The organism is Pseudoalteromonas sp. OANN1, assembly GCF_024124685.1.
GTDB classification, from domain to species: domain Bacteria; phylum Pseudomonadota; class Gammaproteobacteria; order Enterobacterales; family Alteromonadaceae; genus Pseudoalteromonas; species Pseudoalteromonas piscicida.
This window is the reverse complement of record NZ_JAMXSE010000002.1, coordinates 266,948-289,858: the sequence shown is the minus strand read 5'-3', so window position 1 is coordinate 289,858 and position 22,911 is coordinate 266,948. Positions and strand designations below refer to the sequence as shown.

General features: G+C 42.0%; 18 protein-coding genes. 13 read left to right on the top strand and 5 right to left on the bottom strand.

The window, feature by feature from the left end; all coding sequences use genetic code 11:
• The first annotated feature begins 24 nt into the window (after positions 1–24).
• From NH462_RS03280 to NH462_RS03270, 3 genes are read left to right on the top strand one after another with little or no spacing between them, the layout of a single operon-like run.
• The gene (locus NH462_RS03280) at positions 25–786 is read left to right on the top strand and encodes a transporter substrate-binding domain-containing protein (protein ID WP_253103995.1); all 762 of its coding nucleotides are present in this window, start codon (positions 25–27) and stop codon (positions 784–786) included.
• Positions 783–2,717: a RecQ family ATP-dependent DNA helicase gene (locus NH462_RS03275; RefSeq protein WP_253103991.1), complete on the top strand. Its 1,935-nt coding sequence runs from the start codon at positions 783–785 to the stop codon at positions 2,715–2,717. The genes NH462_RS03280 and NH462_RS03275 overlap by 4 nt, the downstream gene beginning before the upstream one ends.
• Positions 2,718–3,881, top strand: coding sequence for an anhydro-N-acetylmuramic acid kinase (locus tag NH462_RS03270; protein ID WP_253103989.1), 1,164 nt, complete (start codon positions 2,718–2,720; stop codon positions 3,879–3,881). It begins immediately after the preceding gene.
• A gap of 3 nt (positions 3,882–3,884) precedes the next feature.
• Here NH462_RS03270 and NH462_RS03265 read toward each other — a convergent pair whose 3' ends face one another.
• Both NH462_RS03265 and NH462_RS03260 read right to left on the bottom strand, forming a co-directional pair.
• A complete protein-coding gene (locus NH462_RS03265; RefSeq protein ID WP_253103986.1) occupies positions 3,885–4,364 on the bottom strand; it encodes a hypothetical protein in 480 nt (159 codons plus the stop codon).
• 136 nt (positions 4,365–4,500) lie between these two features.
• On the bottom strand, positions 4,501–5,640 hold the full coding sequence (locus NH462_RS03260) for a Na/Pi symporter (RefSeq protein ID WP_253103983.1): 1,140 nt from the start codon (positions 5,638–5,640) through the stop codon (positions 4,501–4,503).
• A gap of 316 nt (positions 5,641–5,956) precedes the next feature.
• Here NH462_RS03260 and NH462_RS03255 point away from each other — a divergent pair, with 316 nt between their 5' ends.
• The gene (locus NH462_RS03255; RefSeq protein WP_253103980.1) at positions 5,957–7,879 is read left to right on the top strand and encodes a sensor histidine kinase; all 1,923 of its coding nucleotides are present in this window, start codon (positions 5,957–5,959) and stop codon (positions 7,877–7,879) included.
• A 246-nt stretch (positions 7,880–8,125) separates the two neighbouring features.
• Here NH462_RS03255 and NH462_RS03250 read toward each other — a convergent pair whose 3' ends face one another.
• Entirely contained in the window at positions 8,126–9,862 is a 1,737-nt protein-coding gene (locus tag NH462_RS03250) for a diguanylate cyclase (RefSeq protein WP_253103976.1), read from the bottom strand.
• Between the two features lie 242 nt (positions 9,863–10,104).
• Between NH462_RS03250 and NH462_RS03245 the strand changes: the two genes are divergently transcribed.
• Entirely contained in the window at positions 10,105–10,599 is a 495-nt protein-coding gene (locus NH462_RS03245) for a YcgN family cysteine cluster protein (protein WP_253103973.1), read from the top strand.
• 63 nt (positions 10,600–10,662) lie between these two features.
• Here NH462_RS03245 and NH462_RS03240 read toward each other — a convergent pair whose 3' ends face one another.
• Positions 10,663–11,616 carry a carbohydrate kinase gene (locus NH462_RS03240; protein ID WP_253103970.1) on the bottom strand — a complete coding sequence of 318 codons (954 nt, stop codon included), beginning with the start codon at positions 11,614–11,616 and terminating at the stop codon, positions 10,663–10,665.
• Position 11,617: 1 nt separating this feature from the next.
• The gene (locus NH462_RS03235) at positions 11,618–12,799 is read right to left on the bottom strand and encodes an AGE family epimerase/isomerase (RefSeq protein ID WP_253103967.1); all 1,182 of its coding nucleotides are present in this window, start codon (positions 12,797–12,799) and stop codon (positions 11,618–11,620) included.
• Between the two features lie 131 nt (positions 12,800–12,930).
• Here NH462_RS03235 and NH462_RS03230 point away from each other — a divergent pair, with 131 nt between their 5' ends.
• From NH462_RS03230 to NH462_RS03195, 8 genes are all read left to right on the top strand, one after another.
• A complete protein-coding gene (locus NH462_RS03230; protein WP_253103964.1) occupies positions 12,931–14,205 on the top strand; it encodes a sugar MFS transporter in 1,275 nt (424 codons plus the stop codon).
• A 145-nt stretch (positions 14,206–14,350) separates the two neighbouring features.
• Entirely contained in the window at positions 14,351–16,705 is a 2,355-nt protein-coding gene (locus NH462_RS03225; RefSeq protein WP_253103960.1) for a GH92 family glycosyl hydrolase, read from the top strand.
• 29 nt (positions 16,706–16,734) lie between these two features.
• Complete coding sequence (locus tag NH462_RS03220; protein ID WP_253103957.1) at positions 16,735–17,472, top strand: basic secretory family protein; 738 nt, start codon at positions 16,735–16,737, stop codon at positions 17,470–17,472.
• Positions 17,473–17,669: 197 nt separating this feature from the next.
• Positions 17,670–19,559, top strand: coding sequence for a methyl-accepting chemotaxis protein (locus tag NH462_RS03215; RefSeq protein ID WP_019647596.1), 1,890 nt, complete (start codon positions 17,670–17,672; stop codon positions 19,557–19,559).
• A 249-nt stretch (positions 19,560–19,808) separates the two neighbouring features.
• A complete protein-coding gene (locus NH462_RS03210) occupies positions 19,809–20,558 on the top strand; it encodes a DUF3450 domain-containing protein (RefSeq protein WP_010378702.1) in 750 nt (249 codons plus the stop codon).
• 14 nt (positions 20,559–20,572) lie between these two features.
• The gene (locus NH462_RS03205; RefSeq protein ID WP_010378704.1) at positions 20,573–21,940 is read left to right on the top strand and encodes a MotA/TolQ/ExbB proton channel family protein; all 1,368 of its coding nucleotides are present in this window, start codon (positions 20,573–20,575) and stop codon (positions 21,938–21,940) included.
• Positions 21,941–21,942: 2 nt separating this feature from the next.
• Positions 21,943–22,470: a MotA/TolQ/ExbB proton channel family protein gene (locus NH462_RS03200; RefSeq protein ID WP_010378705.1), complete on the top strand. Its 528-nt coding sequence runs from the start codon at positions 21,943–21,945 to the stop codon at positions 22,468–22,470.
• A gap of 22 nt (positions 22,471–22,492) precedes the next feature.
• Entirely contained in the window at positions 22,493–22,903 is a 411-nt protein-coding gene (locus NH462_RS03195; protein WP_010378708.1) for a biopolymer transporter ExbD, read from the top strand.
• Positions 22,904–22,911 lie beyond the last annotated feature (8 nt).

Below are 22,911 nucleotides of genomic sequence, written 5' to 3'. Positions count from 1 at the left end.
ATAAAAGAGTCATAAGTTCTGGCAGTGCTTATTCGTTTATCCGTTTTATTATTCGTTTTAGTTTTTTCGAAAAGCTACGCTTCCGACTGCGCGGGTCAGTCATCCCTAAAAATCGGCATTGGCTCTAGCTGGCCGCCTTTTGTTATGTATGGCACTCGTCCTTATGGCATAGACGTAGATATCACTAGAGCAGTGTTTGAGCGCGCTGGGTTTTGTATCGAGTTCATTCAACTTCCTTCGTCGGCACGGGGGATCACCGAGCTTGAGAAGGGCTTAATTGATGTCCTGCCATCCGCAAGCTTTAGCGTTGATAGAGCAAAAATTGCTTATTTTTCCTCGCCATATCGGCGTGAAAAAATGCGCTTGTTTGCTAACAAGGAAATAGATCTCGATAGTAACTTGATTGAGTTGTTTTCTGCTGGTTATACATTTACGGCTAATCCCGGAGCCTACTATGGTGAGGAAGTCAAACAAATAAAAAAAATCGATTGGTACGACAAGCGATTGTTTGAAATCGCGAGCTTAGACAGACGAATAGAAATGGTGGCTAAAAACCGCGTTGATTTTCTGATTGAAGATGAAGACGCAGGCTACTACTATATCAACAAGCTAGGCTATCAAAGCATTCAGCTACACCCTTATGTAGTTAACGATAACGCTATACATTTTATGCTTGGACGTCATGCATTTAAGCGTAGTGACATTGAGCGCGTCAATGAAGCAATCACCAATTTAAATGGCACAATAGCGAATATCTCAGAAAAATATAGAAAAGATTCAGGATGACTCAACAACAGCAACTCTTTCAAACACTACAAAGTACATTTGGACATACGACACTTCGTCCGGGGCAATCGGAAGTTATAGAATCTATACTTAAAGGTCAAAGTACAATCGCTATTTTTGCAACTGGTGCTGGCAAGTCGCTGTGTTATCAGTTACCAGCAATCATGAAGCAAGGGGTGTGCTTAGTCGTTTCACCACTATTAGCTCTGATGCATGAACAACGGGATTACCTGCAAAGTAAAGGGGTTGCAACGGCTTGTCTTGATAGTACTCAAAGCAAAGAAGAAACGTTGCGCATAGAAAATGCAGTACGAAACAATGCACTTAAAGTCCTCTTTATCTCAGTCGAGCGGCTGAATAGCCAAAAAGCACGTACTTTGTTATCAAAAAGCAATATCTCTTTTCTTGTAATTGATGAGGCGCATTGTATTTCTGAGTGGGGACATAATTTCAGGCCAGATTACCTAAAAGTGGCTAAATATCGACATGAACTTGCTATCAACCAAGTGCTATTACTCACCGCGACAGCAACAAATAAAGTAGCACGCGATATGGCGGGTAAATTCGATGTAACCGATCAAAATATCGTTAGAACGGGCTTTTATCGAAGGAATCTGTTCTTAAGTGCGGTGCATATTAGCGAATCTCAAAAAGACGAATATTTACTCGCCTTTTTAAAAAAGGCAAAAGGCGCAGGTATCGTTTATGTCACGCAGCAAAAGCAAGCAGAAGAAGTAGCAAAAATGATAACTGCCTGTGGCTTTCCTGCAGAAGCTTTTCATGCATCGTTGCAGAGCGAGAAAAAGGCCCAAATCCAGGCCGACTTTCTAACGAAGGCTAACCTTATCGTTGTAGCCACCATTGCATTTGGTATGGGTGTAGACAAACCCGATGTTCGCTGGGTACTACATTATGATATGCCAAAATCTATTGAGGGATATAGCCAAGAAGTGGGTAGGGCGGGGAGAGATGGCGAGAATGCACATTGTGTTGCTTTAATTAATAATGAAAAAATTGCTACATTAGAGAACTTCGTTTATGCCGGTGCATTAGAGCGAGAGTCATTAACGCTGCTTTTTAATGAACTTTTCGGTGATCCAGCTACAGATTATCATCTCAATGAATACGATCTCGCCTATAAAACCAATATTAATCAATTGGTACTAAAAACACTTATTGTCCAGCTCGAATTGCAAGGTTACTTACAGGTAAACTACAGCTATTTTGCGGAACTAAGCATCGCATTCAGCCAAGACAAAGATAAAATATTAGCCAAGTACTCGCCTGAGCGGCAACGGTTTTTGACTCAGCTATTTTCGTGTTTTGAATTCAAAAAGAAATGGGGATTACTTTCACATCAAGCATTAAGCGAGCAAAATATCCCACAGGCTAAAGCCCAAGAAGTCGTTGAGTATTTGCAAAACCAACAACTGATTGACGTAAAAGTCGCTAAATATACGTCGGTTTATTCAAAGCCTCCTCAACAAGTAAACATTAATGAACTGATTGAGTCTTTCTATCAGCAATCACAAATTAAAGAGCAAGGCGAACTTGCACGACTAAGACATTTACTTAAATTTTTCCAACTGACTTCATGCTATCACAAAGCGCTTGCCAGCTACTTCGGTGATATGCACGCACCAGAGCAATGTGGCCATTGCGGAGTCTGCAGCGGTAAGCATTTGATCGTCAATGCACAAGAGAGCCACGAATTAGATATTGAAACAACACGAAATATTTTAAGAGACGCTTCGCAGTTTGCATCGCAACGCGGCGTAAATTTTTCTACTCACCTCAAAACGTTGTTTTTACTAGGCTTAAATTGCCCCTATTTTACTAAATATAAATTCAGACAACTTGAAGGATTTGGCAGCTTGTCCGGCGTAAAGTATGAACAGGCAAAAGCATTGATCATGGAGCGCGCATTATAAATGAAAACAGATATTATTAAACTCGCCACGATCGCGGAAAAAAAGACCAAATATATAGTCGGACTTATGAGCGGTACCTCATTGGATGGATTAGATATTGCGTTATGTAAAATTGAAGGTGTAGGAAAAAATACACAGCTAACGGTCGAACAATTTACCACGATAGAATACAACTCTTCGCAAAAGCAGCTTCTCAGTGATCACGCGTCTAAATCTCAGGTAAATCTTAAAACGTTATGTCAATTAAATGCTTGGCTTGGCGAGTTGTACGCAAGTCTCATCAATAATGCTTTGGCAGAATGGCAAGTTGCGGCCGACACTGTTGATTTAATAGCGAGTCATGGACAAACACTTTACCATTGTCCGAAACAAGCCTTTGCAGACATTGAAAACTTAAATAGCACGTTGCAGATCGTTGACGCCGATATTATTGCGACAAGAACAAACATCATCACCATCGCAGACTTTAGACAAAAGCATATCGCCAAAGGATATGAGGGCGCGCCTCTCGTGCAATATGGTGACTATCTATTATATTCGGACACGAGTATCGATAGGGTTTTACTCAATATCGGTGGTATTTCAAACCTTACTTATTTACCACAAAATTGTGCACTAACGCAGAGTATGAGTAGTGACATCGGTCCAGGAAACACATTAGTAGACCAATATTGTCGCCACGTATTAGGGCTGCCATTTGATGAAAATGGTGAGATTGCGTCAAGTGGCAAAATTCAATTGCCATTTCTCGAAGCCTTACTGTCACACGAATTCTTTGATATACCACTTCCAAAATCAACTGGACAAGAGTTATTTAATCAAACTTTCGTGCATCATGCATTGGATGGAAAAGATTATAATCATGAAGATATCATCACGACACTGACAGAGTTCACAGCTATCACCGTCGCAAATGCGGTGAATATACTTAGTACGGCTGAATTAGAGCTATATGTAAGCGGAGGTGGTATTCATAATGTATTTTTAATGGAGCGAATTGAAAGCCATTTGAATAACCGTGTTTTAATCAAGGATTTCTCACAACTGGGTATCAACCCTGATGCCAAAGAGGCCGCTTTATTTGCGCTACTTGCGAATGAAACCGTATCAGGTGATGGCGATGCACTGCCTTTTTCTATGGGTAAGATTTCATTACCAACATAGTCGCTAAAAAACGGATAATACAGCGCTGACCGCAGAGTTAAAAATACGTTTGAAGCCAGTAGTCTGAGTTGTAACCGCTTCAGATAATGGTTCGCTTACGATAAGTCGCTCATTCAAAATGATATCAAACTCAGCCGCATTCTTTAAGTAATCGTGGAGTCCCACTAGGTTCAGTTGCATAAAGTAAGGACCTGCATCAAGCGATTGCTTTACTTTAATTTCGACAATCTTAGTGAGATAAGACTCCGGATCAACCACCAAAGAGACCTCGCACTTAGTATTTCGCTCGCCGTGCTTTGTTAGTACAACGTTAACTCGGTCATCAATACGCGCATCCATTGGCAACTCTATCACCAAAGAAAGTCCTTGCTCACCTGGTTGCAGACTAAGTTTCTCATAGGGTTGAACAGCACGGTACTGTCCCCTCATAGAACTTGTGATCTGTGCTGCATTAAAACTAAAAATACCAGGTTTGCTACTCATTACTTTCTTTCGTTATTTACAAGACAATGTTAATTATCTCAAAGCTAGATTACAGAATTATGACTTATCAACCAAAGGCTACAAAAGTCAAAGCTCGGCAATACCGAGCTTTAAATGCATTCTTTGTCCGTTTTATTTATCGTACTGCGAGCATAATGAGCCCCGGAAATACGAAGAATGAACCTAATACGTAAGCCAAAGCTGCTGGTTTATTCTGCGCACCAATCTCGGCTAACTTCTCAGCTAGATGAAGCGGAATTTCTCTCAGTAATGGTAAACCGTAAATAAGTGCTACCGCAAAAACGTTAAACATAACATGTACAAGTGCAATCGTTAATGCGACTTCTGCTGCAGGACCTGTGATAGAAGTCGCCGCTAACAAAGCGGTAATTGTAGTGCCTATATTTGCACCTAAAGTGAAAGGATATATCTGACGAGTGGTAAATACGCCGCTGCCAGCGAGTGGGATCATCAAGCTTGTTGTTGTCGAAGACGATTGTACCATTACCGTAACTAAAGCGCCTGAGCTTATACCTACAACAGGGCCTCTGCCTATCGCACTGTGTAATAATTCTTTCGCTTTACCTACCAACGCCTTTTTGAGTAATTTACCTAAGTAAGTTACAGCGAACAGGATCATCATGATACCGATAACAACCATGGCAATACCGGCAGCCGTCGAATCTAAGAAGCTAACACCATCTTTTACCACGCTAACCGCAGGCTTCACTAGCGGTTTGATAAAGTTGTAACTTTTTAACGATAAGTCAGCATCACCAACAAATACATGGGCTAGTCCTGACGCAAGTTTCTCTAACATGCCAAACATGATTTCCAAAGGAAGGAAAATAGCAACGGCTAATAAATTAAAGAAGTCATGTACGGTGGATGCGGCAAACGCTCTTCTAAACTCGTCTTTACTACGAATGTGGCCAATAGAAACGAGCGTGTTAGTAATAGTTGTACCAATATTTGCGCCCATCACCATAGGAATTGCGATACTAATAGGTAATCCACCAGCAACGAGGCCAACAATAACAGAAGTTACCGTTGAAGAGGACTGCACCAATGCAGTTGCTAAAGCCCCTAAGAGTAGGGCGACGATTGGATTGGTTGCAAATGCGAAGATTTCCTTCGCGCCTTCACTTCCACCTGAGGCCAATTTAAAACCGCCACTCACAGTGCCAACTGCGACTAAGACTAAGTAAACAAGTAATACGATTGACAGCCAGTTAAAAAGTTTAGCTGATGCTGAAGTCTGAGATTGATTAACCATAGTTTCGCTCTTAGAGTAAGTAATGTTCATTCATTACACTTTTATTTCAGCCGCGCATTTAACCACCCAATTGTTACAGTTATATTTCAATTTTATGTAACTCGACACGTATGCTCATTTTCTCATCGCATTTTTTGAAACAATGGTAACTAATAGTAGTAATATGCTGTTTTTACTGATTATTAGTTATGTGATGCATTTACATTTGTTTACTTATCCAAATTTGATCCACATTTGCTTCACTATTTAAAAGTAGGATTTAACTATAATTATTGTGCCTTATATCACTATGTTAAGACTTTTCTCGTTAATTTTTATGCTTTTTTCTATGGCGGCTGGTGCAGTTGACTTTACGCCTAGTGCCGAGCTTAGAGTAAGTGAACCATTAACAATCCATTTTGGAGAAGTCGATGCTGCGCAATTATCTTCAACGCTCGGCATAAATGAGCGCGAAAGCCAATCTATTGTAAAGGTACTTTCAAGCCAAGTACCTGAGCTAAAGAATGAGTCTTATCAGTGGGCATTGATCACCCCAAATATGCTTGTATCCGAGGGCAGAAATTACATCGCATTTGGCTTTGCTAGATTACCTTGGCTAAGTGTTGCTTTGATTAACAACGGCGAGGTCAAATTTTTAACGCAACACACCCTGAATACCGCGTTTAATAAAAGGGAAGTGGAAGCACCTCAATTATACCTGCCATTATCAAAAGAGCACTTAACAGGGGCAAGTATTGTTGTCCGCTATCAAACTTTTGCGAATGCCCCCGCTGACCTTAGATTAATCAATGATAATGAGCTAAACAATAATATTCTTACCAGTACTGTCACCAATGCTGCACTAAGCGGGATCATAGCAGCCGTGTTTGTTATTGTATTGGTTAACTTCTACTTTAATGCCAATGCGACCAACGCTTACTATTGTCTTTGGACGCTATTGTTTTTGCTTATTGTGTTGGATATGTCAGGGTTCACTTTTCAATATTTTTGGCCTTCACAAGGCAAATTTGCCACCTTATTTTCAGCTTGTTTGATGACTTTTGTACCAGTGTTTCACCTTCTTTTCATCAAACAATTTCTGCAATTAAGGCATAGAAACGAAACCTTACACCTTTTATATAATGGATTTTTAGCGGCTTACCTACTACTTATCCCAATGGCAATCTATTCAAAATCGGTTCATTACAATCTAGTATTAAGCTTGAGTATCATCCCGCTATTTCTTTATACCAGCTATTGGTCTTTGAAACAGAGTGCTCCTGGTTCTGTAACTTTTTCCCTCAGCCTGCTAAACCATGTCATTTTTGTAAATTTCATTGCTATCGGTGGGACGATGTATGCTGGCTTTATCAATGTTTATCATATATCAAGCGCGATTAAATTTGGCTACTTAATTGAGGTTATGTTGTTTACGCTGGCACTTGCGCAACAAAATAAGTCAGCCCAAAATAATCTGCTATCAACGCTACAAACCCAGGTGAATGCGCTCTCGAATACAGTACAATCAGAGAAACAGTTCAACCGTCAAAATCAACAGGCGTTAGAAAAGAAAGAGCAACGTTTATTTACCGATCTCTCTCATGAGCTGCGTACACCACTTACCGTTATGAAGGTACAGGTTGAATCTCTACAATACAATATCGTTGAGAATGTTCAGGAGAGCTACGGCAAGCTCATGGATAAAATCGACGAGCTAAATCACTTTATTAATCAATTGATGCTGGTCACTGACAATGAAAAGTTAGCAACTATGCTTAATCTAAGAGACTTCACGATCTGCAAGCTGGTAAATCAAGTACATACTCAGGCCGCGGGCTTATTTAAGGATAATAAGGAGCAATTAGAGGTTAACTATCAAATATCTGGTACAGAAAAGATAACCATCGACCTAGATGCGATAACTAACTGCGTCCTTGAGATCTTAGGTAATGCGATTAAGCATGGTGGAGATAAGGTCCAAGTAAAGATGAGCTTCTTTAGCGTCGACAGCAATCTAATCATTCGCATTGAAGACTCTGGCACTCCGCTATCCTATGAAGCGCACCAACAGCTATTTGACCCGCTTTACAAATCACAATCAGCAAGAACCAATTCGGGAAAATCCAAGGGGATGGGCCTTGCGATGTGCAAAAAAGTGGTAGAAGCTCACAGTGGACAAATTGAATCCTTTAATAGCCTATTAGGCGGGTTGAACATGGAGATCAAGCTTCCGTTAACTAAAGTGCCTGCTTTTAGTTGATATACAACAGTATGTTTTCGCGCTCACGTTTTATTATTTCGTCGCGGTATTAACTTAAGCCAAAATGCAATTTCAAGTGCCACACCCAATATCACAAAAATGAACATCCCAGTGTGGCTGCTATAGCTATAAGCAGCTATTGCCCCAATGAGGAGCGCCAATAAAATAGCGATTTTGTAAAGTGTCTTCATTTTATATCCTTTTCTATGGTGACTTAGCTAATTCATTTACAGCCGAATACCAAATTTACAGCTCACCTGAGATTGCCACTTGATTACGACCATTACGCTTAGCAAAATAAAGTGCCTGATCTGCCGAGGCGAGCAATTCTTTACCGCTGTATGGTGGCTTAGTCTGAGTATGTAATCCTGCACTTAATGTCATCTCTATACAATAGCTTTCGCTTATCAATGGGCTAGTCTCACATGTCATTCTGATCTTCTCTGCAAGGTCAAAAGCCTGCGAGCTATCGGTTTGTGCAAGTACAATACAAAACTCTTCGCCGCCATACCGTGCGACAAAGTCTCCCGCTCTCGTAGCACAATTGGAAAGTATACGTCCGATGTGAATCAGACAATCGTCTCCCGCTTCGTGACCATAGGTATCGTTAACCTGCTTAAAAAAATCGATATCGATCATAATAACACTAAGAGCGTGTTCAAAACGCTTTGCTCTTAAGCATTCACTATGCAAGGCTTCGTCTAGCGCTCGCCTATTGGCAACACCAGTAAGCGCATCGGTGCGACTCGCAAGCTCCAGTCTATCGTTAGCTTCCTGTAGCGCTTGAGTTCGGATGGCGACAGTCTTCTCTAATTGAGAGTTTACTTTTTGGATTTCATTGAATGCCGTTAATTGCGCTTGAAAGCGCTTGTTTTTCTCGGTATTGAGTTTTTCACCTATTGCTATCGATAAACAGGCCACCTCAATGGCAGTACCTATTAATAGCGCATTTTCGGTAAACCAAGTTTGGCTGATTAAATCTAATTTATTTAGCGCAAGAATGATCCCGCCAAAGAGCACTGAGCTCCAAGCAATCGAATAGTATGTCGCTAAGCGGCTTTTCCCAGCCAAACGTAAAATACGGCAGAATACGCCCCAGATACAAGCTGATACGGCATACGCTATGGTAAGTTTTATCATCACTGCATAGTCAAAAAACACAGAAGAAAATAAGAGTACCAGCCCTAATCCCAAAATTAAGCGACAACCTAGATAAAGCCACTTGTCCGAAATACAAATCTCGAGCAATGTCATAACAAAGTAAGTGCCGGTTAACACCGAACTGATAAGAAAGAACAAGATTGCTTGATCGTTCCACCAAAGACTATTTGGCCAAAGATATCGAAAGGCAAAACCTGACAAACAAGCAGAAAATAGCGCTAAACAAATAACGTATAAAACATAGTAAAATAATGTGGATTCGCGAATGGTAAAATAGAGGAGCACATTATAAGCTGCCATTATCCCCATCAAACCAAAGTAGATCCCCATCACGATACGAAAAACTTGGTCGTTTATCAAAAAGTCATGGTTTGTCCAAAGTACCACGGGAAGTTGCAGCGCACTGGATGAGCGTACTTTAATGTATAGTGCTACCTTACCATGCGTGCCGTTTGGGAGTGGTATAATAAAATGTTCATGCGCAAAAGGGCGGTCAACGAAAGGTTGTTTATCTCCTAATTGCTGATGAACAAATATATTGCCTTCTTGTAGCATGTAAACATCAAGTTGATCCAGCACCGGATAGGCTATCTCAAGTAAATAAGGCCCTTCTTTTTCGTCAATATTTAACGACGTACGTACCCAGTAACTTCGGTTGGAATAACCTAAGTTCAACACTTTATCATCGGTAGTTTGCCAATGGATACTTGAGTTATTTATGACGTCGACAATTTTAGCATTTGAAGCCACGTACTCTAGTTGCAACGTCTCTTTGCCAGCAGCTACCACTTGACTACACAGAGACAACTGGAGTACAAACAATAAAAAGACGTACCTTTGCCTCAATCAACCACCCTCGCTACGTTCCATAATCGCAGACAAATAGCGCTCTCGCCAAAGATTATGAAATAAAAATAGTACTTTAATCATAGTCAGCCATAAATAGTTCGCCAATTTTGAATTATGTTCAACTATCCTATAGAATGCGCCGCTTGTTTGATGTGATCGATTCCAACGTCACAAATCAAATATGATGCAAAAAAGCGTAATGAAGGGGCAAAGTAATGAGCTTTTGGCAAGAAAAAGTACTCGAAGAAATGACTAGAGATGAGTGGGAAGCGATTTGTGATGGTTGTGGTAAATGCTGTTTACACTCTTTTATCGACGGCGATGAAGAAGATGAATCATTTGAGAGCACCGACTTTTTACGCGAAGGTGAAGAGTTACTCTACACCGATGTTGTTTGCCAATATAACGATAAAAATAGCTGTGGTTGTAGCCGCTACAGCGAAAGGCAAGTTCTAGTACCGTCTTGCGTACAGCTAACCAAAGAAAACCTCAAAGATATTTTTTTTATGCCAAACAGTTGTAGTTATCGACGACTTCATGAGGGCAGGGGACTGGCAAGCTGGCATCCACTTAGAAACAATGGTTCCAAACAAGCCATGATAGACGCGGGGATCAGTATTTTTGGTAAGGCTACCTCTGAGCTGGAGGTGGATTTAGAGTCTGATTTTGAAGCGCATATTGTAGAGTGGCCCCACAAAGACTGCGACTAAAGAAACAAGGACTAGGATAAATGCTTTGCGGTAGAGCATGCATCTATCCTAGAAAAAAGGCTACTATTCGCCAATATCGCCTTTAGACGGCAAAGCGGCAAATGCACCGTAGCGTTGAACGGCAAATGCACCACATTTCGCAGCATACGCGACTAAGTCTTTTGCCTCATCCAGTGAGATGACAAACTCAGTATCTTGGGTAGGTTTAAACTTTCGAATGATCTCAGCAAGTAACCCCCCGACAAACGCATCTCCCGCAGCCGTGGTATCCACAGCAACAACATTTGGCGCAGCAACTTTAGCACTATCATTTGGTAGATAAATCTCAACTGGGTTTGCGCCGTCGGTTATTAATAACAATTGAGTTTGCTTATCCATAACTGCGGCTATGGTTTGCGCTTCGGTTTTACCCGCATGACTATTCGCGTTCAGGTATTCCAATTCTTCGCGTGAGAGTTTAACGACATCACTTAGCGCGATACAATGCCAAATTCTATCAAGAATATGCGTAGTCGAACTCCAAAGGTTCAACCTGAGGTTCATATCAAAACTAACAAGCATGTTGTTTGAACGCGCATGCTCGAGCGCATAAACCGTGGTTTTATAGATATTCTCTTCAGTAAGACTGTTACTGCATATATGTAATACAGAATGCTCTGTAAACATATCCTCAGAAAAATGTGTTTGCCTGAACAACAAATCCGCCGCTGGTGGCCGATAAAAACTAAAGCTTCTTTCACCTTGTTTATCTAGAGAAACAAATGCCAATGCCGTTTTGGCTTTATCTGTATACTCAAGGTAACGAGTATTTACGCCATTAGCCTGTAGCTCTTCAGCTAAAAACTGGCCGAACATGTCATTGCCTAACATGCCGCAAAAATACGCATCAACGCCTTGCTTTGCCGCAGCTACTGCCACGTTTGCAGGCGCACCACCTGCATATTTAGTAAATGACTCTGGTGTTTTGCCGTCCGATAAAAAATCAATCAACGCCTCACCAAAACAAACAAGTGCCATGTTATTCGCCTTTTAACTTCATTGAACGCAGGACTTCGTAACACGCGCCCATGGTGTGATAATCGGTCTTGCCCGCCGGACTTTTTTCATCACTATACTTTTCGTTCTTGTTATTCAAAATACGATACCAAGCACCGTATTCATGGTCGACGAAGTTATCCCAAGCATATTGCCAAATTCTGTCGTACCACTGCCAATATTTTTCATCACCGGTTTCAAGTGCTAGTAGCGCAGCCGCAGCGAATGACTCAGCCTGAACCCAAAAGTACTTGTCATCATCACAAATCGACTTATCCGGCGCAAAACCGTAGCAAATTCCGCCGAATTCATTATCCCAAGCAGCTTTTAATGACTCATCAAACAAGTGCACGGCTTTTTCCACAAGCCATGACTTTGGCATGTAGCGGTTAATCAGCAATAATAATTTTGACCACTCAGTTTGATGACCAGGCTGAAACCCCCAAGGTCTGAATAAGTGTTTGGGATCGTCTTTGTTATACTCAAGGTCGACTTGCCAGTGACTATCATAGTGCTCCCAAATCAGCCCCTCAGCCTTAGCCGCTTGACGATTTACCATATTGTCGGCAAGCAAATATGCACGCTGTAAAAACCTTTCATCCTGTGTTGCTTCATAGCAAGCTATTAGCGCTTCGCAGGTGTGCATATTGGCATTTTGACCTCGGTACTTATCTGCCTGATTAAAGTCTGCATCGAATTCGTCTTTATAGAGTCCGAACTCAGGCTCAAAATATTTCTCTTCTAACAGCTGCCATACTCGCTCAATTGCAGACTTGCTGTCCGATAAACCAACCTTAAGCGCGCAGGCATGAGCCAATAAAACAAAGGCGAGCCCGTAACAATGGTTAGTGCCATCTACAACATTTTCGCCTTCAAGCAACCACGCATAGCCGCCATTTTCTTGTCTATGGACAGTTTCTAAATATTCGATACCATGCTTAACCTTATCTAAGTCAGCTGGCTCTTTAAAATAGTCATAAGCCATAGCATAGTTAAAGACAAAACGGGTACTTGATACTAAGTGACGCGTGTTCGCATCATAAATCTCGCCATTATCCCTGAAGAAGTGATTAAAGCCACCACGTTCATCCACGCAATTTGGTGCGTAAAAGCTGAGCGTCTTTTTAATGTGTGCTTCTAAAAATTGCGTTGTTCTAAAATTCATCTAACTTTTAACCTACTGCTGAACATTTCCGTTACTTTAGCAGATAAAACATGGAACGATCCAACAAAACATTTGTGATTTTCATGTAACAGTGTGTAGAATCTAGGTGAAAACAGATTGGAGTATCACTTGTGAGCGAAATAAATACAAATCAAACCTTCGTCACAAGCGGGAATACCGAGAATAATAATTATCGACTTCCGCTTATTGCAATGACAACGCTTTTTTTCCTTTGGGGATTTATCACCGTTTTAAACGATGTCCTCATCCCACGTCTAAAAGGCGTATTTGACCTTAACTACACAGAAGCAATGCTGATCCAGTTTTGCTTTTTTAGTGCCTACTTTATTATTTCTTTACCTGCTGGGTATTTAGTTAAACGCTTTGGCTATAAAAATGGCGTACTAACGGGCTTAATCGTGGCATCCTTTGGCTGCATCATGTTTTATCCTGCCGTTGTTGTTCACGAATATTGGATCTTTCTCTCAGCGCTTTTTGTGCTTGCATCTGGCATCACTGTTTTACAAGTATCAGCAAATCCTTATGTAGCAGCACTCGGTCATCCTCGCACAGCTTCAAGTCGTTTAAACCTTGCGCAAGCGCTTAATTCACTGGGTACTACTATTGGCCCAATCGTTGGTGGCTTTTTATTGTTTGGCTCAGCCGGTACGTTAACCGTTGAAGCTGCGGCAAGCGCAGAGGGTGTAAAGGTACCTTATCTTATTTTGGCAGCTGCGCTACTTACAATCGCCGTTGTATTCGCGTTTTTAAAGTTACCCGTCATTGCTGAGCATACTGAAGCGGTCGATTGTAAAGCCAAACACCATAACCTAATTGAAGCGCCACACTTAGTAATGGGTGTAGTAGCTATTTTCTGTTATGTCGGTGCAGAGGTTGCGATTGGAAGTTTCCTTGTAAATTACTTCGCAGAACCTGAAATCGCAGGACTTGAAGAGCATGCCGCGGCAAAACTTATCGGTTACTACTGGGGTGGTGCTATGGTAGGGCGCTTTATCGGCTCTGCAGCCTTAAAGACCATTGCACCTTCAAAAGCAGTGGCTTTTAACGCTGTCGTTATCATTTTATTACTGGCATTGACCATGAGCACCAGTGGCAACATTGCGATGATTGCCGTGCTCGCGATTGGCTTGTTTAACTCCATCATGTTCCCGACAATCTTCTCAATGGCAATAGAAGGCTTAAGTTCATTAACCAGTAAAGGTTCTGGTTGGCTATGTTTAGCCATTGTCGGTGGTGCTATTATACCGCTCATTCAAGGTGTGGTGGCAGATAAGTTCCATATTCAGATCAGCTTTATTGTGCCATTGCTTTGTTATGTCTACATCGCATGGTACGGATTAAACGTGGTTAAGCTGTCGCAAAAGTGGCAAGCAAAACTGAATTAAGTTAACGAAAGTTTACAAGGCGAGCATAGCTCGCCTTTTTTATTGCATAATTTTTTCGTCGCAGAGTATTGAATACGTATTCATAAAGGGTATTATAAAATAAAATTGGAACGCTCCAATTCAAAACAAAAACTAGGAGAGAGTAATGCGAGCTAAAACTTGGGCGTTGGCAATCACACAAAGTGTGTTGTTAAGCGCAACAGTTCACGCCACTGAATCAAATACACAGTGGGTCGATACCTTCATTGGTACTGGCGGTGATGGCCACACATTCCCTGGCGCAGTCGTGCCATTTGGTATGGTGCAATTAAGCCCAGATACAGATAACCCCATGCGCGGTGTTTCCCCTCAACCAGAAATCTACAAGCGCTGCGCCGGCTATCACTATGACGACCATACTATTGTTGGTTTCTCCCACACGCATTTCTCTGGTACTGGTCACTCAGATCTTGGTGACTTGCTGATCATGCCAATGACCGGCGAAGTAAAACTCGATGCCGGTACCGCTGAAAATCCAGACATAGGGTATCGCTCACGCTTCTCCCATGACCAAGAATGGTCTGAGCCTGGCTATTATGGCGTTGACTTACTCGACTATGGTGTGAAAGCCGAAGTCACCGCAACCACGCGAGTGGGTATGCATAAATACAGCTTCAACAAAGCAAAACAAGGCCATGTATTGCTTGATTTGACCTCTGCAATCTATAATTTTGAAAACAAAGTGATTTGGAGTGACATCCGCAAAATAAACGACACCACATTGGTTGCTTACCGTGCAACTAATGGCTGGGCGCGTAACCGCCAAATGTATTTTGCCATCGAGTTTTCAAAACCTATCACTGACTATCAGTTTTATAATCTAGACAACAACCGTTATCGTTGTATGAATTGCTTAGGAAAAGACAGCAAACACTCTACGATTGAGAATACCGCAGTAAAAATGACAGCAGGTAAAGCCGTTAAGTTTGTTGCAAGCTTTGATGATCTAGACGAAACGCCGCTATTAGTTAAGGTCGGACTTTCTGCCGTTAGCCGCAAAAATGCATTAGAGAATCTTAAAACTGAAGTGCCAAATTGGGATTTTGATACCGTTCGCGCTAATGCCAAATCTCAGTGGGCAAATTATTTAGATAAAGTCGACGTGGAAGGCACCAAAGCGCAAAAACGTCAGTTCTACACTGCGCTTTACCATGCGCTACAAGCGCCTAATATCTACCAAGATGTCAATGGCCAATATCGAGGCGTTGACGGTGAAATTCATGACGGCAAAGGTTTCGAGCACTATACCTTATTCTCGTTGTGGGATACCTATCGTGCATTACATCCATTACTCACTTATATCGACCCAGACCGCGTATCCGGCATGATCCAATCGATGCTGGTACATTATCAGCAAAGCTATGAAAAAATGTTACCTATTTGGTCGTTCCATGCCCACGAAACATGGACCATGATTGGTTATCATGCGGTGTCAGTCATTGCCGATGCATATCTAAAAGGGATCAGAGATTACGATATTGATTTAGCAGTAGAAGCCATTGAAAACACGGCTAACAATCCAGTGTATGACGCCATCCCTGAATACAAGAAATTTGGCTATGTACCAATGGACGTACTTCCTGAGTCTATTTCTATCACTCTTGAATATGCTTACGATGATTTTGCCATTGCAAGAATGTATGAAGCGATGGGCAATACCAGCAAAGCGAAAGACTATTACCGCCGCGCGATGAGCTATAAAAATGTGTTCAATAAAGAAACCGGTTACATGCAAGGGTTAGATTCAAAAGGAAACTGGGATCCGGAATTTGACCCGTTTGAAGCAAAATACATGGGGCCTTATACGGAAGGCAACGCTAAGCAATATAGCTTCTATGTACCGCACGATGTTGCAGGCCTGATTGAATTAATGGGTGGTGATGATGCATTTGAAGCGCGTCTAGATGCACTGTTTGATACCCACCTTTCTGAAGAGATGATCAAAGAGCACGAAGATATTGCAGGCCTGATTGGTAACTATGCCCATGGTAATGAGCCTAGCCATCATATTGCCTATCTATATAACTACGCAGGTAAACCGTGGAGAACCCAAGAGCGCATTCGTCAGATCATGGATACCTTAAGCTCAGACAAACCGGATGGCCTTGCAGGTAATGACGATGTAGGTCAGATGTCCGCTTGGTATATATTCTCAGCGATGGGCTTTTATCCTGTTGCGCCAGGCGACCTAAGCTACGCGATTGGTGCGCCTCAGGTGCCAGAAGTTACCTTGAAACTTGCAAACAGCAAAGCGTTTAAAACCGTTGCTAAAGGTTTCAGTGATAAAAACAAATACATCAAATCCGTTAAATTGAATGGTAAACCGCTTAATCGCAGCTACATCACACATAACGACATTATGAATGGCGGTACATTGGAGTATCAAATGTCCAGCAAGCCTAATAAAGCATGGGGTCAATCCAAAACGCAAAGACCACCTTCATTGTCGGAGTATAAATAATGGTTAAAGCAGGAATATTTCTTGCGGCTATGACTACATTTGCAAGTGCGCCGTTCGCACTTGCAAATGACACCGATAATGCCGCAGCGCGATTAAAACCGATCGCGTTTCAATCAGACTTAGCATGGCGTCAATTTCCCCTGCCAGCCGTCTCGCTCAGCAAAACAACTAAAATTAACCATTTCGCATGGCAAGAAATTGATAACAAAGTAATAGAGCAAATAAGTTATAACGTGGCTAGATTACTGTATAAAGATATGAGAATGGCGCCTAAACTACCTACACTCCATATCGTCTTTGAAGACCTAAAAGGGGTTGCATATAAAGAGGGCGATTTTAACGGCGCAACAATCCATATCAGCGCAAACTACATGGAAAACTTTTCTAAATCGCACAGCGAAACAGAATCATTCGATGAACTTATCGGTATTCTCTATCATGAAATTGCCCATGCTTATCAGCTAGATGATCATAATTACAAGGAAATAGGGCCAATCATTGAGGGAATAGCAGATGTTGTTAGACTAAAAGCTGGGTATATTCCTGATGACACCCAAAAGCCTGGTGGCAACTATAAAGATGGCTATAAAAATACTGCTTTCTTTATCGATTGGTTATCGAAGCAAAGTAATCGAGACCTACTTCAGGAGATCAATGCTCAGCTGGACCCACATGACGACATAAAGTGGGACTGGCAATACTTCGAGCAATCAGCAGGTGTCAAATTAGATACTGCTTGGCAACATTATCAAGCGTCATTACTGTAACGCAAGGTGAGCTTAGACTCACCTTTATTTAACATTCACACTAAACCTCTCTCAATTCCTGCCGATAATCAAAGACAAACCTTTGAGTTTTTGATAAAAATAGTTACAAAGGAATCCAGTTCCTAAGTCTATTAATAACAATCGGCCAACGAGTTTATTGCTTGGCTGAAGAAAAGAACAAGTTCAACAGGATCATGATGTTTAAAGCGCTAAAGTTCACCACCAAAGTAACCGTAGCAGCCTCCCTTGTGTTAGTGATTGTGCTCGGCTTATTTACCGTAAACAACTTTCTCGTTATGCGAGACCAAACTCAAGCTCGGCTTACCTTAGTTTTACAAGAGATTTCCAGCTCGGTTTCACAGAATATCGCCAATTGGCTCAATGATAGACTTGAAATCGTAGTCTCGATTGCTGATGGACATAGAGCTGATGACTCCACTGAACAGATAAGAAGACGGTTAAAAACCGCTGACACTGCAGGGGATTTCAAAAACGTTTTTATTGGCACGCCAGATGGTACATTTGTGTTGGACGATCCAAGTATCCAACTTCCTGCTGATTTTGATGCGACTAGCCGCCCTTGGTATAAACTCGCTGAGCAAAAACAAGATACCGCATTTACCGCACCTTATATCGACGTTACCACCAACGAATTCACTATTTCTGCCGTTGTACCGGTAAAACAAGGAGGCCGATTTGCAGGTGTGGCTGGGGGGGACATAGACATGTCAACCATCACAGAAATTATCAACGAAATTGACTTTTTAGGGTTTGGTTACGGTTTTTTACTTGATGAAAGCGGTAAAATACTCAGTCATCCAGATACTAAACTGAATGACAAGCCGATGTCAGAGCTGTTTGGTAAACGCCTGTCATTAAACCGGGATTTCACGGAGCTTGAAATTGATGGCACAGAAAAGCTCGTTTCATTTGTAAAAATGAAAGGCATTAAAAATGTCGACTGGTATCTTGGCGTTGTCATTAATAAAGAAATTGCCTATTCGTCCGTATCTTCTTTTAGAAATATGGCTGCTATCTATATGCTACTTGGCGTGATTGCTATTGTGGTGATGCTACAACTATTGCTCAAGTATCTGATGCGCCCAATGTACAATCTCAACGCAGCCATCAAAGACATCGCCCAAGGTGAAGGTGACCTTACTCGTAGATTAGTCGTAGAGAATCAAGATGAATTTGGCGAGTTATCCGATTATTTCAACCAGTTTATCGACAAAATTCATGCCTCAATTACACAGGTAAAAAATACCACGGTGACACTTGAAAACGTCGTGAATAGTTTGGTTGCACAAACGCAAGATACCTTATCTATGTATACAGATCAGTCCAAGCGCACCGATAGCGTCGCGACAGCCATCAACGAGCTTTCTTCAAGTGCACAAGAGATCTCAAACAATGCAACCCATGCTTCAGAACTTGCCAGTAACGCCAACAAGCTTTCTGTTGAAAGCCAACATTCACTCACTCAAAATATCGAAGAAATCGCTTCACTGACACAAAAAATGTCTCAAGCTCAAGACACGCTGGATGGATTGGATAAACTCTCAGGCAGCATAGGGCAAGTGCTTGAAGTAATTAAGGGAGTTAGCGAACAAACCAACTTACTGGCATTAAATGCAGCCATTGAAGCCGCTAGGGCAGGTGAGGCTGGACGTGGATTCGCTGTCGTTGCCGATGAAGTAAGGCAATTGGCACAGCGCACGCAAGAGTCAACGCAAGAAATCGAAAGCACTATTGCTCAACTACAACAAGGCTCGGCTTCAGCTGTGGCTGTAATGAAAGCGAGTTTAGAAGACTCAGCGAGAAGCGCCGATAGAGCTAATGCTTCTGGTACTAAAATGCAAGAGGTGAGCAATTCGATTGATGCCATAGACGGCGTTAACCATGCAGTTGCCAGCGCCACACACCAGCAAAACACCGTTATCCAAACATTAGATAGCGACATTCATCATATTAGTGACCTCAGCCTGCAAGGCAGTAATAACCTAACCGCAACCCTTGAAGAGTGTAAGTCATTGAAATTACAGTTCGACGAATTAGAACAAATGGTGCTCAAGTTTAGAGTCTAACGCCATTCCAATAATGCTTAAAAGCCGCTTAACAAAAGCGGCTTTTTTGTGATCCTTTTATGACACAAAACACCTGCAACATCTCATTAACCAACAAAATCCAATTAAAACCAATAAGTTAATTGATTAATGTAATTTCAATGACAACTGTCATATTTGTGTATTAGTTGCGCAACATGGTTGTCATTTTTCGTAATTAGACTGCACCCAGTTTTTTAGCAACTAGCAATAATTTATAAGGTGTATGCGATGAAGTGCGTTAACCACTTGCTTATAGCAGGTATGCTAGCAACGGCCTCTGCCGGAGCAACAGAATTAAATCAAGCGATGGACAAAAGTGCAGCTATCAATGAATCTGCATTAAAGTCTCAAGGGAAAATCGATGGTATTGCAGACGATATGCAGTCTCGTTTGCAAAAGTTCAAGACGTTGAACAAAGAAATCGACGGCCTATCTGTTTACAACGCTCAATTAGAAAAACAAATCAAAAACCAACTTGAAGAAATGGCGGCAATTAACACCTCTATGGACCAAGTTTCGGTGATCGAGCGTCAAATCACACCTCTCATGATGCGCATGATCACAGGCCTGAAACAGTTCGTTGAATTAGATGTGCCTTTCCTTCCAAAAGAACGTGCTGAGCGTATTACTCAGTTAACTAACTTGATGGACCGTGCTGATATTTCATCAAGCGAAAAGTTCCGCCGCGTACTTGAAGCTTACCAAGTTGAAGTGGACTACGGACGTACTATCGAAGCTTACACCTCATTACTTGACGTGAATGGACAAGAACGTGAAGTAGATTTCCTACGAATTGGTCGTCTTGAGCTGCTTTATGTCACAAAAGATGGTAGCCAAGCTGGTTTTTGGAACAAAGACAGTAACGCTTTTGACGCATTACCAGATACCAACATCAGCCAAATCAATAAAGGCATTCGCATCGCACGTAAGCAGTTAGCACCTGACATGTTAACGCTTCCAGTTCAGGCTGCAGAGTAATAGGTGAGACCACTATGAAATTCGTACAAAAATTCACTAAACACGCTATTTTCGCAACAACACTTGCGTTAACCGCATCTGCGCATGCTGAACAAGCATTAGATTTAGATTCGCTACTTAAAACCTTAGAGCAAGGTCAAACCGCACAAACAGCGCAAAACAAACAACGTGAAGCCGAGTTCAAAGCGCAGCAAAACAACCAAATCCAAATGTTGAATGCGTTAACGGGTGAACGTAACCAAGCGTTGGCTAAATCTGAACGTCTAGAAACCAATTTCGAAGAAAATGAAATTAAACTGGCCAACCTAAGTGACACCCTTAGCAAGCGTATGGGGACATTAAAAGAGCTATTCGGTGTGCTTCAACAAGTAGCTGGCGATAGTTCAAATAAGTTCGCAACTTCAGTTGTATCAGCTGAAATTAAAGGTCGTGATGATTACATGACTGAGCTTGCGAAAAAGATGGGTTCAACATCACGTCTAGCATCAATCGAAGACATTGAGAAAGTCTGGTTTGAGATGCAACGTGAAATGACAGAACAAGGTAAAGTGTCGCGCTTTAATACCGAAGTTATCGTAGCCGGTGGTGCCAAGCAAAACAAAGAAGTGCTTCGCGTAGGTGCGTTTAACTTAATCGCTGATGGTAAATACCTGACTTACAACAATGATACACAAACACTTTCTGAACTGACTCGTCAGCCAGCGTCTCGTTTCACCTCAACAGCGGGTGAATTACAAAGTGCGAAAGCAGGTTCTGTAGATTTTGCCCTTGACCCAACAGGCGGTTCAATTCTTGGTCTACTAGTACAAGCGCCAAATACCGAAGAACAAGTACACCAAGGTGGCGCGGTAGGTTATGTGATCCTAGGTGTTGGTTTACTCGCACTACTTATTGCAATTGAGCGTTTTGTATCACTCATGTTGATGGGTTCTAAAATCAATCGTCAGCTTAAAGATAGCGTTGCCCGTGACGACAACCCGCTAGGTCGTGTGATGAAAGTGAAAGAGCAATACCCTGATGTGGCTTACGATACGCTAGAACTTAAGTTAAGCGAAGCAATCCTTCGTGAGATGCCAAAGATCACTCGTAACCTGACTTTAATCAAAATTATTTCAGTCGTAGCACCTCTACTTGGTCTACTAGGTACAGTGACCGGTATGATCAACACCTTCCAAGCAATTACCTTGTTTGGTACGGGCGACCCTAAACTCATGGCTGGTGGTATTTCTCAGGCCCTTGTAACTACCGTACTTGGTCTGGTTGTCGCTATCCCAACCGTATTCCTTTACACACTACTAAACACACGTTCTCGTAACTTGCTCCTTATACTTCAAGAGCAGAGCGCGGGGATCATTGCAGAGCGTAGCGAGAAAGGAGCGTAATCGTGGTTTTATTGCTTGATGCAATTAACGCTTTACGTGAATTCCTTGATACAGGTGGCCAGGTTCTCCTGGTCATCGGCTTCGTAACCTTCGCCATGTGGCTACTTATTCTCGAGCGCTTCATGTTTGTGTTCGGTAAATACAGAGGCTACAAAAACGAAGTCCTACAAGCTTGGAACTCTCGAAATGAGCGTAACAGTTGGAACGCAGAGCAGATAAGACAAGCAACTATCTCTCGCGTGGGGATCAAACTCAACGCCAACTTACCATATATAAATGTCATGGTGGCACTGTGTCCTTTACTAGGACTCCTAGGTACGGTAACCGGCATGATTGAAGTATTTGATGTAATGGCGATCACCGGGTCAGGCAGTGCACGTTCGATGGCATCTGGGGTATCAAAAGCAACTATCCCAACAATGGCAGGCATGGTTGGCGCACTTTCGGGTGTATTTGCATCGACCTACCTTCAGCGTAAAGCCAAGCGTGAAGTTGAGTTGTTAGAAGATAAAATGCTACTAGACCATTAATCGGTCGTGTGAGGAAAGAATTATGAGAGCACCACTTGCAAAAGTATTCCAAGAAGAAGAAGCAGAAGAAATCAACATGACACCAATGCTGGACGTTGTATTTATCATGCTTATCTTCTTTATTGTAACGGCCTCTTTCGTTAAAGAAGCGGGTATTGATGTTAACCGCCCAGAAGCGGCCACTGCAGTGAAAAAGCAAAGAGCCAATATCCTGGTTGCAATTTCAGATACTGGTGAAATTTGGATTAACAAACGCCAAGTAGACATCCGTGCAGTTCAAGCAAACATTGAGCGTCTTAAAGCGGAAAACCCACAGGGTAGTGTGGTTATTCAAGCTGATAAAAAGGCAACTACTGACACGCTAATTAAAGTAATGGATGCATCACGCGCAGCTGGCGCATTTGATGTTTCAATTGCAGCACAGGAGTCATAGGAACATAC

What these genes read in the sequence shown, in the direction of transcription:
- NH462_RS03275 (WP_253103991.1), top strand. Translation starts at nt 783, where the DNA reads ATGACTCAACAACAGCAACTCTTTCAAACACTACAAAGTACATTTGGA.
- NH462_RS03270 (WP_253103989.1), top strand. Translation starts at nt 2,718, where the DNA reads ATGAAAACAGATATTATTAAACTCGCCACGATCGCGGAAAAAAAGACC.
- NH462_RS03265 (WP_253103986.1), bottom strand. Translation starts at nt 4,364, where the DNA reads ATGAGTAGCAAACCTGGTATTTTTAGTTTTAATGCAGCACAGATCACA.
- NH462_RS03260 (WP_253103983.1), bottom strand. Translation starts at nt 5,640, where the DNA reads ATGGTTAATCAATCTCAGACTTCAGCATCAGCTAAACTTTTTAACTGG.
- NH462_RS03255 (WP_253103980.1), top strand. Translation starts at nt 5,957, where the DNA reads ATGCTTTTTTCTATGGCGGCTGGTGCAGTTGACTTTACGCCTAGTGCC.
- NH462_RS03245 (WP_253103973.1), top strand. Translation starts at nt 10,105, where the DNA reads ATGAGCTTTTGGCAAGAAAAAGTACTCGAAGAAATGACTAGAGATGAG.
- NH462_RS03240 (WP_253103970.1), bottom strand. Translation starts at nt 11,616, where the DNA reads ATGGCACTTGTTTGTTTTGGTGAGGCGTTGATTGATTTTTTATCGGAC.
- NH462_RS03235 (WP_253103967.1), bottom strand. Translation starts at nt 12,799, where the DNA reads ATGAATTTTAGAACAACGCAATTTTTAGAAGCACACATTAAAAAGACG.
- NH462_RS03225 (WP_253103960.1), top strand. Translation starts at nt 14,351, where the DNA reads ATGCGAGCTAAAACTTGGGCGTTGGCAATCACACAAAGTGTGTTGTTA.
- NH462_RS03220 (WP_253103957.1), top strand. Translation starts at nt 16,735, where the DNA reads ATGACTACATTTGCAAGTGCGCCGTTCGCACTTGCAAATGACACCGAT.
- NH462_RS03215 (WP_019647596.1), top strand. Translation starts at nt 17,670, where the DNA reads ATGTTTAAAGCGCTAAAGTTCACCACCAAAGTAACCGTAGCAGCCTCC.
- NH462_RS03210 (WP_010378702.1), top strand. Translation starts at nt 19,809, where the DNA reads ATGAAGTGCGTTAACCACTTGCTTATAGCAGGTATGCTAGCAACGGCC.
- NH462_RS03205 (WP_010378704.1), top strand. Translation starts at nt 20,573, where the DNA reads ATGAAATTCGTACAAAAATTCACTAAACACGCTATTTTCGCAACAACA.
- NH462_RS03195 (WP_010378708.1), top strand. Translation starts at nt 22,493, where the DNA reads ATGAGAGCACCACTTGCAAAAGTATTCCAAGAAGAAGAAGCAGAAGAA.